The organism is Acinetobacter sp. CIP 102136, assembly GCF_000369685.1.
GTDB lineage: Bacteria > Pseudomonadota > Gammaproteobacteria > Pseudomonadales > Moraxellaceae > Acinetobacter > Acinetobacter fasciculus.
In genome coordinates this window covers 531,840-545,320 of sequence record NZ_KB850140.1, presented here as the reverse complement: position 1 = coordinate 545,320, position 13,481 = coordinate 531,840, and the positions used below count along the sequence as shown (strand labels likewise).

Here is a 13,481-nt window from a genome sequence, read left to right as displayed (position 1 = left end):
TTTAGGAATAATGAGCTGGCGATGACTTACTCTCACATGGGTAACCCCACACTACCATCAGCGCTAAGAGGTTTCACTTCTGAGTTCGGGAAGGGATCAGGTGGTTCACTCTTGCTATGGTCGCCAGCACAACTGGTATGATTACTTACTGAGGTCTTATGGTTGCCTTAGCTTTCTTCAAATCTTGCACTCTGTTCAAAGCAGTGCTTTGAACATCGTTCATTAACAGATATATCTGAGTTGGGTATTTTGTTCTTTAGCGTTCACTAAATCAAGCTGTTTTGCTTAATATCGAATCAATTGATCCTCACTTCTTTCGAAGTTCGTACAACAACTGTTTGGGTGTTGTATAGTCAAGCCTCACGAGCAATTAGTATTGGTCAGCTTCACATATCACTATGCTTCCACATCCAACCTATCAACGTCGTAGTCTTCAACGGCTCTTTAGGAGACATAAAGTCTCGGGGAAATCTTATCTTGAGGTAGGCTTCCCGCTTAGATGCTTTCAGCGGTTATCCCTTCCGAACATAGCTACCCGGCGATGCCACTGGCGTGACAACCGGTACACCAGAGGTTCGTCCACTCTGGTCCTCTCGTACTAGGAGCAGATCCTCTCAAATTTCCAACGCCCACGGTAGATAGGGACCGAACTGTCTCACGACGTTCTAAACCCAGCTCGCGTACCTCTTTAAATGGCGAACAGCCATACCCTTGGGACCTGCTTCAGCCCCAGGATGAGATGAGCCGACATCGAGGTGCCAAACACCGCCGTCGATATGAACTCTTGGGCGGTATCAGCCTGTTATCCCCAGAGTACCTTTTATCCGTTGAGCGATGGCCCTTCCATACAGAACCACCGGATCACTAAGACCTACTTTCGTACCTGCTCGACTTGTGGGTCTCGCAGTTAAGCGCGCTTTTGCCTTTATACTCTACGCGTGATTTCCGACCACGCTGAGCGCACCTTCGTACTCCTCCGTTACTCTTTAGGAGGAGACCGCCCCAGTCAAACTACCCACCAGACATGGTCCTCGTCCCGGATAACGGGACAGAGTTAGAACCTCAATATTACCAGGGTGGTATTTCAAGGACGGCTCCATCGCAACTAGCGTCGCGACTTCAAAGCCTCCCACCTATCCTACACAAGTAAGATCAAAGTTCAATGTCAAGCTGCAGTAAAGGTTCACGGGGTCTTTCCGTCTAGCCGCGGGTACACCGCATCTTCACGGCGAATTCGATTTCACTGAGTCTCTGCTGGAGACAGCGCCCCCATCATTATGCCATTCGTGCAGGTCGGAACTTACCCGACAAGGAATTTCGCTACCTTAGGACCGTTATAGTTACGGCCGCCGTTTACTGGGGCTTCGATCAAGAGCTTCGCTTACGCTAACCCCATCAATTAACCTTCCAGCACCGGGCAGGCATCACACCCTATACGTCCACTTTCGTGTTTGCAGAGTGCTATGTTTTTAATAAACAGTTGCAGGGGCCTGGTTTCTGAGGCTGTCGGCCGCTCAAGGAGCAAGTCCTATCACAGACAACAGCGTACCTTCTCCCGAAGTTACGGTACCATTTTGCCTAGTTCCTTCAGCAGAGTTCTCTCAAGCGCTTTGGTCTACTCGACCTGACCACCTGTGTCGGTTTCGGGTACGATTCCTGTGTAACTGAAGCTTAGAGACTTTTCCTGGAAGCATGGTATCAGCCACTTCACTGTACAAGTACAGCTTGCTATCAGTTCTCAGCATAGAGTACCCCGGATTTGCCTAAGATACATGCCTACAACCTTCCACCTGGACAACCAACGCCAGGCTGACTTAACCTTCTCCGTCCTCTCATCGCATTACACAGAAGTATTGGAATATTAACCAATTTCCCATCGACTACGCCTCTCGGCCTCGCCTTAGGGGTCGACTCACCCAGCCCCGATTAACGTTGGACTGGAACCCTTGGTCTTTCAGCGTGCGAGTTTTTCACTCGCATTGTCGTTACTCACGTCAGCATTCGCACTTCTGATACCTCCAGCAGACTTCTCAATCCACCTTCATCGGCTTACAGAACGCTCCCCTACCACGCATAATAAATTATGCATCCGCAGCTTCGGCATATAGTTTTAGCCCCGTTACATCTTCCGCGCAGGCCGACTCGACTAGTGAGCTATTACGCTTTCTTTAAAGGGTGGCTGCTTCTAAGCCAACCTCCTAGCTGTCTATGCCTTCCCACATCGTTTCCCACTTAACTATAATTTTGGGGCCTTAGCTGGCGGTCTGGATTGTTTTCCTCTTGACTACGGACGTTAGCACCCGCAGTCTGTCTCCCGGATAGTACTCATTGGTATTCGGAGTTTGCATCGGTTTGGTAAGTCGGGATGACCCCCTAGCCGAAACAGTGCTCTACCCCCAATGGTATTCGTCCGAGGCGCTACCTAAATAGCTTTCGGGGAGAACCAGCTATCACCAAGTTTGATTAGCCTTTCACCCCTATCCACAAGTCATCCCCTGGCTTTTCAACGACAGTGGGTTCGGTCCTCCAGTTAGTGTTACCCAACCTTCAACCTGCTCATGGATAGATCACCTGGTTTCGGGTCTATACCCAGCAACTAAACGCCCTATTAAGACTCGGTTTCCCTACGGCTCCCCTATGCGGTTAACCTTGCTACTGAATATAAGTCGCTGACCCATTATACAAAAGGTACGCAGTCACCGGACTAAGCCGGCTCCCACTGCTTGTATGCATGCGGTTTCAGGATCTATTTCACTCCCCTCACAGGGGTTCTTTTCGCCTTTCCCTCACGGTACTGGTTCACTATCGGTCAGTCAGGAGTATTTAGCCTTGGAGGATGGTCCCCCCATATTCAGACAAGGTTTCACGTGCCTCGCCCTACTCGACATCATCATATAAGCCCTTTCGTGTACAGGACTATCACCGTCTACGGTCGCACTTCCCAGAGCGTTCCACTAGAACTTATATGACTTAATGGGCTCTTCCCCTTTCGCTCGCCGCTACTGAGGGAATCTCAATTGATTTCTTTTCCTAAGGGTACTGAGATGTTTCACTTCCCCTCGTTCGCCTTGCAACACTATGTATTCATGTTGCAATACCTACCTTATGGTAAGTGGGTTTCCCCATTCAGACATCTCCGGATCACAGGATATTTGCCGCCTCCCCGGAGCTTTTCGCAGGCTATCACGTCTTTCATCGCCTCTGACTGCCAAGGCATCCACCACATGCACTTAATTACTTGACTATACAACCCCAAACAGTCGTTTATCCTTACAAGTGGGATAAGCAACAGATTGTGATGATCTCTCATCACGCTCATACAGTTGGCGTTTCGTAGATTTAACTACTGTACAGCTTCAATTAGATTCATATACCAAAACGCTTGATTCAGTTAATTTCGCTAGAACTCATTTCCTTAATCTTCACATCACAGTAATAAATCACTGTTAGTGTTGATCTTAAAAACGAGTTTGAACAAATTATTTCAACTCAAATATATTCTGTTAATGATTTTTCCAGCCTTCGTCAGGTCAGGAAACTGTGATAAATCACAGAGATTATCAAGTGCGCGTATCATAACGCTTGTACTTGTTAATCTCTAGGATCTAAACACTTGATCGCTTAGGAACTAAACAACTTCATCACTGTATGCTTACATACTGCGCGAAGCGTAGCTTCTTGCTTAAATTTCAAGTAAAAGCAGTGCTTTTATGATCTTGAAATTTGGTGGAGACTAGGAGAGTCGAACTCCTGACCTCCTGCGTGCAAAGCAGGCGCTCTACCAACTAAGCTAAGTCCCCAGCTTATCAATAAGTCAATGTATCGTTCTGTTCTGTTTGCTTCAGCACTTTCATGCTTCGTTAGTCAGATTTGGTGGGTCTGACAAGACTTGAACTTGTGACCCCACGCTTATCAAGCGTGTGCTCTAACCAACTGAGCTACAGACCCTCAGATACATCGTATGAAGAACAACTTGTTGTGGATTCTTACCAATCGTCAATCTTTCGTTAAGGAGGTGATCCAGCCGCAGGTTCCCCTACGGCTACCTTGTTACGACTTCACCCCAGTCATCTGCCACACCGTGGTAAGCGTCCCCCCTAAGGTTAGACTACCTACTTCTGGTGCAACAAACTCCCATGGTGTGACGGGCGGTGTGTACAAGGCCCGGGAACGTATTCACCGCGGCATTCTGATCCGCGATTACTAGCGATTCCGACTTCACGCAGTCGAGTTGCAGACTGCGATCCGGACTACGATCGGCTTTTTGAGATTAGCATCCTCTCGCGAGGTAGCAACCCTTTGTACCGACCATTGTAGCACGTGTGTAGCCCTGGTCGTAAGGGCCATGATGACTTGACGTCGTCCCCGCCTTCCTCCAGTTTGTCACTGGCAGTATCCTTAAAGTTCCCGGCTTAACCCGCTGGCAAATAAGGAAAAGGGTTGCGCTCGTTGCGGGACTTAACCCAACATCTCACGACACGAGCTGACGACAGCCATGCAGCACCTGTATGTAAGTTCCCGAAGGCACCAATCCATCTCTGGAAAGTTCTTACTATGTCAAGACCAGGTAAGGTTCTTCGCGTTGCATCGAATTAAACCACATGCTCCACCGCTTGTGCGGGCCCCCGTCAATTCATTTGAGTTTTAGTCTTGCGACCGTACTCCCCAGGCGGTCTACTTATCGCGTTAGCTGCGCCACTAAAGCCTCAAAGGCCCCAACGGCTAGTAGACATCGTTTACGGCATGGACTACCAGGGTATCTAATCCTGTTTGCTCCCCATGCTTTCGCACCTCAGTGTCAGTATTAGGCCAGATGGCTGCCTTCGCCATCGGTATTCCTCCAGATCTCTACGCATTTCACCGCTACACCTGGAATTCTACCATCCTCTCCCATACTCTAGCCAACCAGTATCGAATGCAATTCCCAAGTTAAGCTCGGGGATTTCACATTTGACTTAATTGGCCACCTACGCGCGCTTTACGCCCAGTAAATCCGATTAACGCTTGCACCCTCTGTATTACCGCGGCTGCTGGCACAGAGTTAGCCGGTGCTTATTCTGCGAGTAACGTCCACTATCCAAGAGTATTAATCTCGGTAGCCTCCTCCTCGCTTAAAGTGCTTTACAACCAAAAGGCCTTCTTCACACACGCGGCATGGCTGGATCAGGGTTCCCCCCATTGTCCAATATTCCCCACTGCTGCCTCCCGTAGGAGTCTGGGCCGTGTCTCAGTCCCAGTGTGGCGGATCATCCTCTCAGACCCGCTACAGATCGTCGCCTTGGTAGGCCTTTACCCCACCAACTAGCTAATCCGACTTAGGCTCATCTATTAGCGCAAGGCCCGAAGGTCCCCTGCTTTCTCCCGTAGGACGTATGCGGTATTAGCATCCCTTTCGAGATGTTGTCCCCCACTAATAGGCAGATTCCTAAGCATTACTCACCCGTCCGCCGCTAGGTCAAGTAGCAAGCTACTTTTCCCCGCTCGACTTGCATGTGTTAAGCCTGCCGCCAGCGTTCAATCTGAGCCATGATCAAACTCTTCAGTTTAATACTATGTAGCACCTTAAAGGGTGCCAATCTTGGCTCATCAATTTTCTGACAAATATTTCTCAAATAAACTTCGAGTAATTTCTACCATCAATCAATGAAAATAATTTCGATCAATCAACCAGTAAAAATCCACACAAGTTGTTCTTCATAATCTCTTAATGATCTTCTTGCTAATTCGTCACCAGCAAGCTAGGTCGACTATATTACTCTCTATCTCTAGAAAGTCAACCAGTAATGAAAACTATTTTTAAACTTTCTTTCTAAAACCCAACTCAATCAAACTTAACTAAGTCACTGTTTTATCAGAAGTTTTAATCTTCATCACCGCCGATGGATGTGCATTCTACAGTATTCCCAACCCAATACAACCCCTATTTTTAAATAATTCAGCAAAATCATCACGATTGTTTATTTATTCTACAAAAATCGCAATTTTCTTCATTTCTTGAGCATTAAAGGGACTGAATTGGATAAATGACTTAATCTTTTTTCAGTTTTATTCTGTTCCTGAAAGCGTAAAGGCCGGCAATCTATATATTCACAATAACCCCCTTCCCCATTTTCAGTTTCTTCATTTATTTTCACTTGATAACTAAAACTTCCTACATAGCCCGCTGCCAGGCCAAATTTAAAATCTCCACGACTTTGACCTTGTACCCAGATACAAGTACCGTCTGCATTTTCATAACACCATTCAAATTCGCGCGGCAAATACATACTCTGCCCATTAGGTGTCGTGACACGCGGATAAACACGATGAACTTTAAAATAAACTTTGCGATCGAACATTTGGGTCCGCATGTTTTTTAAATCACGGAGATATATCCGCGACTGAACAATACGATTAAAACCATCCCGAATCTGCGCCAACAACAGTTGCCTGTTTTCACTGAGATTAATAATTTGATAAGTCAGGAAGGCCAAAGGTAGATAAGGAAAGTTAAAACTCCGCGCGTATTCAAAGCTTCCAAGACCATCGATCGTATATTGCTGCGCTTTATAGTTCACCGTTCCCTGACAATGACATAGCAAAGACCAGTGATCTGCCAAGGAAAACCGCATTTGGGTAAAATGAGAAATCAGTTGAGTGGTTTGAATATTTAAATCAAAACTGAGTTCCGAGTCAGAACGCTGCAAACGAAAATTTGGAAAACTTCCGCTCAATTGCTCACGATCCAGAAACTGAAACAGACCTGATCTAAAATGACAGTCCTGCTTGACCGAATAGTGATGCAATTGTCCCACCATATGTGGGCTCGAACTGCAAATCACGGTAGCGGTGTCTAAGGCTGTGGTTTCGATTGCACTCGGGTTTGCCAGCATGGGTGCATTGGGTTGCCCGATAATACTCAGAAAGTTTAAATAATAGAGGGGTGCCGGAAGCCCGGGGATCATCAAACCCTGATGAATAATTTTATATTTTGAGGTGGGGCCATGATAGGCGGGATGGCGCGAAACAGTAGGAGTCTGATTCAGCTGTTTCGAACGATCTAAAAAATCTTGAAGAAACCGCATCACAGACTCCTTATCTTTTTATAATGTACTCGATCTTTTTGCCATAAAGGTGGTTACAAAACCAGACAAGGCATAGAGAATAGAAATGACCAGAATGCCGACAGGAATATTATAAGTCATCGCTGCAAAGACGAATACGGCAATTGGTAGGACAAAAAATGGAACCCGTTTACGTTCTACAGTTTTAAATGAATAGTATTTGATATTGGAAATCATCAACAAGCCCACCGCAATGATGACCACTGCATTAATGACCTGAAGAGAAGGTTCACGAATATCAAAGATTTCTGGAAAATCCAGACCGACCCAGACCAGTGACACAATCATGATGGCAGCCAGAGGACTTGCGACACCAATAAAATAACGTTTATCGACCACACCAATCTGTACATTGAAGCGTGCCAGACGGAACGCAGCACATGCGGTATAAACAAAACAAGCCGCCAGACCAATACGGCCCAAATCACTCAAGCCCCAGCTATACATCAAAATAGCGGGAGCTACGCCAAAAGCCAGCATGTCAGAAAGCGAGTCAAATTGTTCACCGAACGGACTTTGTGCACCAATAGCACGTGCCACACGTCCATCCAGTCCATCCAGTAATGCCGCAATAAAAATCGCATAAATAGCTTGCTGAAAATCACCATTCATACTGGCAATAATCGAGTAGAAACCTGACAACAACGCTGCCGTTGTAATCAGGTTCGGCCATAGATAGATGCCTCGACGCTTAACTTTTTGCCCTTCCTGGGTATGCTCCTCTTCTTCTACCTCAAAGGTGATGCCATCGAAAGGCACTTCAGTTGAAGAGTCACGTTCCGGTTTGCTTATATTTGTCATTCTTGTCGATCCTAGCTATGACCTGATCTTTGAAAAAATTATTCGCCCACTAACCAACGAACTGCAGCGTGACCACCGTTTTCACTCATGCGAAGATGCGGGAATAACCACTGTAGTGCTTCATCAGCATCTTCAGAGAATTTCCAAGGTGGGTTAATCACCAGCAAACCACAACCGTTCAGGCCTACTGGGGTATCATCCGGCCATACACAGACTTCACACACCAGTTGACGGCGGATACCGGTCTTAAACATTTTCTTCTCGAAGCGTTCGATCATGGCACGGTCTTTAATTGGATACCAAACCGCGAATACACCTGTCGGCCATTTCTTATACGCAGCAACCAGCAGTTCGACCAACTGCGGGAAATCTTTACGTTCCAGTTCATATGGCGGATCGATCATCACCAGACCACGTTTTTCTTTTGGCGGAATGACTGCCAACAGACCTTCGTATGCATCACGCTCATGCAAACCGGCACGCTTGTCAAAAATATTATGACGAAGTTGCTGGAATACATCACGCTGCATTTCAAAAATGGTCGCTTTATCAATTTCACGCATGCCTTCTAGCGCAAACCACGGCGAACCCGGATAAGCACCCTTACCAAAGTTTTCACGCATGTTTTCAACAATTTTCAAGTATTGTTGTACGCCTTCAGGTGCATTACGCTTGATCGAATCATCCAGCTTAATAAGACGATGAATACCGTTTAAAAACTCACCTGATTTTTGCGCTTCGGCAGTCGACAAATCATATTTACCTGCACCACCATGTGTATCTACATAGCGATAAGGTTTGTCTTTTGCATTCAGTCGAGTCAACAACTGAAGCAATAAAACGTGCTTCATGACATCGGCAAAGTTGCCTGCGTGGTAAGAGTGACGGTAATTCATGTTTCAATTATTCCTAAGATCAATTGCTATTTTAACATGAAAAACTATTTCGTTCAGAAACGATTATTGAACTAAAATAGCGGACCTTTTTTTACCACACTATCGAGAATTGAAAAAATGGAAGCAGTTATCATCCCAGGGGATTGGAATGTTGATCAAATCTTAGATGATTTAGATCAACATGGCTTTAGTATTGTTGACGATGCTTACTCTAGCGAATATCAACATGCAGTGAGCCAAGAATGCTTAAGCCACTTAAACGAATTTCGTAATGCAGCCATTCAAAATGGTGTAGTTAACAACATCCGTAGTGATCATATTCTTTGGTTACAACCTGAATTTCAAATTTCCCACCGACACATCCAAACACTTCAACAATTTTCCCAAATTTTAAACCGCGCGTTTTATTTAGGCATCAAAGATGTCGAAGCACATTTCGCTTGCTATCACGCGGGTGAGTTCTATACCCTGCACCGCGACAATCCTCAAGATAAAAATGGCCGGATGATTTCCAGTGTGTATTATTTACATGGACAATGGCAGACGGACTGGGGCGGTGAACTACGCCTGCAGGACAAACATGGCCAGTGGCATATTATCCAGCCAAAACCGAACCGAATGGCGCTGTTCCAGAGCGATTTATTACATGAAGTTTTAATCTCTAAACAGCAACGCCTATCCATTACCGCCTGGCTAAGAAGTGATACCTCACTACTCTAAGACACGCTGCCGCTTTAAATTTTAATTTTTAACCTCATATAGCCATTATTGAGAAATGAGGATTGCGTTGATGCGATTAACGACCAAACAGATTATTCAACGTCTGGGTGAAACTGACCAATTGTATTTAAAAGGCAATACGCCGGAATTAACGCTTGAACGCGCTGATCTTCGTTTACAGCTGGTGACTTTAAGTGAACTGCGTCAGGAACAGCGACATTTCCTGCAAGAAGCCGTAGTGTTGCTGGAACAAGGCCGGGTAGAATTTGAAGAAATGCCGCTGCGCATGTATATCAACCTATCTTTGCATCTAGCCAAGGCCTATATGATGTTCTTTGAATTGACTAAAGAGCACCATTTTGCCCTGATTACCCAGCAAATTTTAAAGCCAATGGCCAGTTATGAGCATGGTGATATTTATTTCTTCCTGGCCTATGCCAGTGCCAGTAAAAATGAGCCAGCCCTGACTCGCCACTGGTTAGGTAAGTACACCAACACTGCCGAATTTGAGCTGGAATTATTACAGCAGCATCATGCATTTAATGATTATCGTCAGCACGAATGGTTTAACAAAATATTAAAAAGCAAAATGCATTAAGCCAAAGAATAAAACGCCTCAGATGAGGCGTTTTTTAATGCAAGTTATATCGTCTTACTCTAAATACCAGAAGAACACAGGAAAAATGATCAGGCAGGCTGACGTCTATAAGCGTCCATGTGCAGTTGCTGATTCAGTTCATCAACCCAAATTGCCCAGTCATCATCTTGTACCAGATGGCTGATCAATAAAGAGCGCTGAGCTTTATTCCAGAACGGCGCATCGTGCAAGGACAGCCCTGCTGGCAGTTGATGAGTGCGTACATACAATTCAATAGCCGCAGGACTATTGGCGAGACCGAGCTGAGAAAACAAGAGCTCTAAGCATGGTTGGTTCTTTGCGAGCATCGCGCCCTCCTTATATCAGATAAATTGCAATTATTTATAGATCTAACTTATAAGATAAGACAAAGAAAACCTAGTCATTTGACTAGGTTTGTTGTTTCATTTTGTACGAATGCATTTAAGTGCTCTGCTTGTCACTTTCCACATGTAAAAGCTGATTTAACTTGTCAATAATGACAATCCATTCATCATCTTGGTGCCAGTGTTCACGCAAGAAGGCACTTTGCCCCTCACTCCAGAATTCGGCATCTGGCAATGCGACTTCAGATGGTAATTGATGGGTATCGGTAAACTGAGTAATTGAGGCTTCATCAGAAGGCAAACCCAATTGTTCAAATAATAATTCTAAAGTTAACTGTTGTTCCGTAAGCATAAATAGACTCCATCGTAGCGTTAAATTATGAGCGTGTTGAGATTCGAATTCTTAGGTTGATTTATGGCTGGGTATGTCACAGGAACCTGAACCCTCTGCCTCAATATGTAATTGTTCATTTAACACATCGACAAAAATGGCCCAGTCATCATCTTTCTTCCAGTGACTGATCAGAAAGTCATGCTGTGATTTACTCCAAAAAGGAGCTTTATGCAGTGGCACATCCATACCAATTTGATGCGTACTAATAAACTCATCAATGGCTTCCGGACTCGAATCCAGACCCAATTGTTCAAAGAAAAGTTCGAAGGTAGCGCGTTGCCCTAACATCTGAACCTCCATCTTTTTATCTATAATCTTGTTTCTACCTTAGAGGGCTCATAGCGAAAACTCAGTTGTCTCTCCTTCACAGCTTGTTATTTTTTGTTGATTAAAGTGAGTGACATAAAAAAAGCACCCCAAATGGAGTAATGCTGATCAGTTAAGGAATTTAGAAATAGTTTCTTTAACTTTTCAGTCGTTCACGAGAAATTTTTAACTTTTTAAATCAAATATTTGCAATATCATTTGTTATTTTGGTTTCGCTCAAATGATAAGCGGAGCTTCGCCAGGAAGGCATCTTGCAGAGCAATAGTCCTCCCCACAAAACTCGTCAGCCAGCATCCATTAGTAAATTTGTCGCAGAAACAATCATTTTTTAATGTAGTCCTGCCTCGAACAGTTGCGGATGACTTTCCCACCTATTAAATATAATCCTGAATTTAAAAAAGAAAATGCCAGTCAATTTCTTAACTGACTGGCATTACCCCAAATGGAGTGCTTTTCTTCAACTTAATCTAAAAAGATCAAATTATTTAAGCATATCAGCAATTGCTGCGCGCTCTTCTTCAAGTTCGTTCAACGTGAAGTTGATACGCTCTTGACTGAATTCGTCGATTTCTAGACCTTGAACGATTTTGTATTCACCGTTTTCAGTCGTTACAGGGAAACCGAACATTACGCCTTCAGGAATACCGTAAGAACCGTCAGAAGGAATACCCATAGTTACCCATTCGCCATTTGTACCAAGAGCCCAATCGCGCATATGGTCGATTGCAGCGTTAGCAGCAGAAGCAGCAGAAGACAAACCACGTGCTTCGATAATCGCAGCACCACGTTTACCAACAGTCGGAAGGAATGTATTTGCATTCCATTCTTGGTCGTTGATCATGTCTTTAACGCTTTCGCCGTTAATTGTTGCAAAACGGTAGTCGGCATACATGGTTGGAGAGTGGTTACCCCAAACTGTAAGATTTTTGATGTCTTTAACCGCTTTACCAGTTTTAGCAGCAATTTGAGATGCAGCACGGTTGTGGTCAAGACGTAACATTGCAGTGAAGTTTTTCGCTGGAAGATCTGGAGCAGATTTCATTGCGATGTAAGCATTCGTGTTTGCAGGGTTACCAACAACTAGAACTTTAACGTCACGGCTTGCAACTTCGTTCAATGCTTGACCTTGACCGATGAAGATTTCACCGTTCACTTTAAGCAGGTCAGCACGTTCCATACCTGGACCACGTGGACGTGAACCAACTAATAACGCATAGTCAGCATCTTTAAATGCAACTTTAGGATCATCAGTACCGATCATGTCTTCTAGTAATGGGAATGCACAATCTTGAAGCTCCATCATTACGCCTTTAAGCGCTTGTTGAGCTTTCTCAAAAGGAACTTCGAGCAATTGCAAAATCACTGGTTGATCTTTACCTAGCATTTCGCCGCTTGCGATACGGAATAATAGGCTGTAACCAATTTGACCTGCAGCGCCAGTAACGGCAACACGAACTGCTTGCTTCATCTAATTATCTCCAATTGAGGATATTCAATGCGATTAAATAGTTAGTATTTAATCTAATAATCGTAAACGCGAAAGATTGTACTCCAATCCTTTGCCAGATGCATATAAAAGAGGACGGATTTCACCTAAAGTCTGATAGGAAATATAAATTAAATCGGCAAAAAAGCTCAGTATGTTCCTTTTATTGTGACAGTTTTTGGGCATGTATTAATAATGTTGGCAGGACAGGATTTGTAATTGCCATTGGGGCGATAACAGACCTTGATCGAGGTAAGCACGCTAGCTGACTGAGTCTGCTGGCAGTTGAATCGCAAGGCATTGCCCGGTAATTGCGGATTAATTTTCAGGAATTTGGCCCGCAATGTATCGACAGAAATCGTAATATTTTCCTGTTCCGTCAGTTCTGCAGGCACTTTGAGACGATCTGCATAATTGATAATCGTCCGGAAATATTGACTGGCATTCATCGGCACACAGCCACCGATATTGCGCCATAAGATTGTCCGGGTATTGTCATCCGGCATGATCCTGGCCACTACCTTGGACTGAAGTGGTGACAGTTTCGCAGAGCTATTGGTCGTGCAATTTTGTGATGTGGTCTGAGGATATAAGCCGGAGATATTCAGCGAATAACCTTCCAGGCATTTTCGTTTCTTGGCATATTCAGGGTACAGGCTACATAGGGCCGGGACCATTTGTACATCCATGACATAGTCTGTCGGCGTAGCAAACGCTGCCGGACTACTGGCCAAAACCACAAGCGTAACTGATCCAGCCCAGACTCGACGATCCTTCATTATTTTCATGAA

10 protein-coding genes, 2 tRNA genes and 3 rRNA genes are annotated in these 13,481 nt (G+C 44.8%); 2 read left to right on the top strand and 13 right to left on the bottom strand.

The window, feature by feature from the left end:
• Positions 1-13 precede the first annotated feature (13 nt).
• From rrf to F893_RS02850, 8 genes are all read right to left on the bottom strand, one after another.
• Positions 14-128: ribosomal RNA gene (gene rrf, locus F893_RS02885) — 5S ribosomal RNA — on the bottom strand.
• A 221-nt stretch (positions 129-349) separates the two neighbouring features.
• A 23S ribosomal RNA gene (locus F893_RS02880) occupies positions 350-3,244 on the bottom strand.
• Positions 3,245-3,724: 480 nt separating this feature from the next.
• A tRNA-Ala gene (locus F893_RS02875) sits at positions 3,725-3,800 on the bottom strand.
• A gap of 71 nt (positions 3,801-3,871) precedes the next feature.
• Positions 3,872-3,948: transfer RNA gene (locus tag F893_RS02870), tRNA-Ile, on the bottom strand.
• A gap of 60 nt (positions 3,949-4,008) precedes the next feature.
• Positions 4,009-5,546, bottom strand: a 16S ribosomal RNA gene (locus F893_RS02865).
• The 16S, 23S and 5S rRNA genes sit together here with 2 tRNA genes alongside, the layout of an rRNA operon.
• A gap of 441 nt (positions 5,547-5,987) precedes the next feature.
• Positions 5,988-7,064, bottom strand: a complete 1,077-nt coding sequence (locus F893_RS02860; protein WP_005249954.1) for a DUF6670 family protein — start codon at positions 7,062-7,064, stop codon at positions 5,988-5,990.
• 18 nt (positions 7,065-7,082) lie between these two features.
• The gene (gene pssA, locus F893_RS02855) at positions 7,083-7,904 is read right to left on the bottom strand and encodes a CDP-diacylglycerol--serine O-phosphatidyltransferase (protein ID WP_005108642.1); all 822 of its coding nucleotides are present in this window, start codon (positions 7,902-7,904) and stop codon (positions 7,083-7,085) included.
• A 38-nt stretch (positions 7,905-7,942) separates the two neighbouring features.
• Positions 7,943-8,800: a 23S rRNA (adenine(2030)-N(6))-methyltransferase RlmJ gene (locus F893_RS02850; protein WP_004281423.1), complete on the bottom strand. Its 858-nt coding sequence runs from the start codon at positions 8,798-8,800 to the stop codon at positions 7,943-7,945.
• Between the two features lie 117 nt (positions 8,801-8,917).
• On the opposite strand from F893_RS02850, the gene F893_RS02845 reads away from it, so the two are divergent.
• Together F893_RS02845 and F893_RS02840 are read left to right on the top strand one after the other, a co-directional pair.
• The gene (locus F893_RS02845) at positions 8,918-9,520 is read left to right on the top strand and encodes a 2OG-Fe(II) oxygenase (RefSeq protein ID WP_005249951.1); all 603 of its coding nucleotides are present in this window, start codon (positions 8,918-8,920) and stop codon (positions 9,518-9,520) included.
• 70 nt (positions 9,521-9,590) lie between these two features.
• Complete coding sequence (locus tag F893_RS02840; protein ID WP_005108638.1) at positions 9,591-10,118, top strand: hypothetical protein; 528 nt, start codon at positions 9,591-9,593, stop codon at positions 10,116-10,118.
• An 89-nt stretch (positions 10,119-10,207) separates the two neighbouring features.
• On the opposite strand, the gene F893_RS02835 is transcribed toward F893_RS02840, so the two are convergent.
• The 5 genes from F893_RS02835 to F893_RS02815 all read right to left on the bottom strand — a co-directional run bounded on the left by F893_RS02835 (position 10,208) and on the right by F893_RS02815 (position 13,478).
• Positions 10,208-10,465 carry a DUF2789 family protein gene (locus F893_RS02835; protein ID WP_005249949.1) on the bottom strand — a complete coding sequence of 86 codons (258 nt, stop codon included), beginning with the start codon at positions 10,463-10,465 and terminating at the stop codon, positions 10,208-10,210.
• A gap of 115 nt (positions 10,466-10,580) precedes the next feature.
• On the bottom strand, positions 10,581-10,835 hold the full coding sequence (locus tag F893_RS02830; protein WP_004281427.1) for a DUF2789 family protein: 255 nt from the start codon (positions 10,833-10,835) through the stop codon (positions 10,581-10,583).
• A 51-nt stretch (positions 10,836-10,886) separates the two neighbouring features.
• On the bottom strand, positions 10,887-11,165 hold the full coding sequence (locus F893_RS02825) for a DUF2789 family protein (protein WP_005249947.1): 279 nt from the start codon (positions 11,163-11,165) through the stop codon (positions 10,887-10,889).
• 520 nt (positions 11,166-11,685) lie between these two features.
• Complete coding sequence (locus F893_RS02820) at positions 11,686-12,672, bottom strand: malate dehydrogenase (protein WP_004645103.1); 987 nt, start codon at positions 12,670-12,672, stop codon at positions 11,686-11,688.
• A 167-nt stretch (positions 12,673-12,839) separates the two neighbouring features.
• Positions 12,840-13,478, bottom strand: coding sequence for a ribonuclease T2 family protein (locus F893_RS02815; protein WP_005249945.1), 639 nt, complete (start codon positions 13,476-13,478; stop codon positions 12,840-12,842).
• Between the last annotated feature and the right edge of the window lie 3 nt (positions 13,479-13,481).

Excerpts from the sequence above, each read along its gene's own strand:
- F893_RS02860 (WP_005249954.1), bottom strand. The coding sequence starts at position 7,064 with ATGCGGTTTCTTCAAGATTTTTTAGATCGTTCGAAACAGCTGAATCAG.
- pssA (WP_005108642.1), bottom strand. The coding sequence starts at position 7,904 with ATGACAAATATAAGCAAACCGGAACGTGACTCTTCAACTGAAGTGCCT.
- F893_RS02850 (WP_004281423.1), bottom strand. The coding sequence starts at position 8,800 with ATGAATTACCGTCACTCTTACCACGCAGGCAACTTTGCCGATGTCATG.
- F893_RS02845 (WP_005249951.1), top strand. The coding sequence starts at position 8,918 with ATGGAAGCAGTTATCATCCCAGGGGATTGGAATGTTGATCAAATCTTA.
- F893_RS02840 (WP_005108638.1), top strand. The coding sequence starts at position 9,591 with ATGCGATTAACGACCAAACAGATTATTCAACGTCTGGGTGAAACTGAC.
- F893_RS02835 (WP_005249949.1), bottom strand. The coding sequence starts at position 10,465 with ATGCTCGCAAAGAACCAACCATGCTTAGAGCTCTTGTTTTCTCAGCTC.
- F893_RS02830 (WP_004281427.1), bottom strand. The coding sequence starts at position 10,835 with ATGCTTACGGAACAACAGTTAACTTTAGAATTATTATTTGAACAATTG.
- F893_RS02825 (WP_005249947.1), bottom strand. The coding sequence starts at position 11,165 with ATGTTAGGGCAACGCGCTACCTTCGAACTTTTCTTTGAACAATTGGGT.
- F893_RS02820 (WP_004645103.1), bottom strand. The coding sequence starts at position 12,672 with ATGAAGCAAGCAGTTCGTGTTGCCGTTACTGGCGCTGCAGGTCAAATT.
- F893_RS02815 (WP_005249945.1), bottom strand. The coding sequence starts at position 13,478 with ATGAAAATAATGAAGGATCGTCGAGTCTGGGCTGGATCAGTTACGCTT.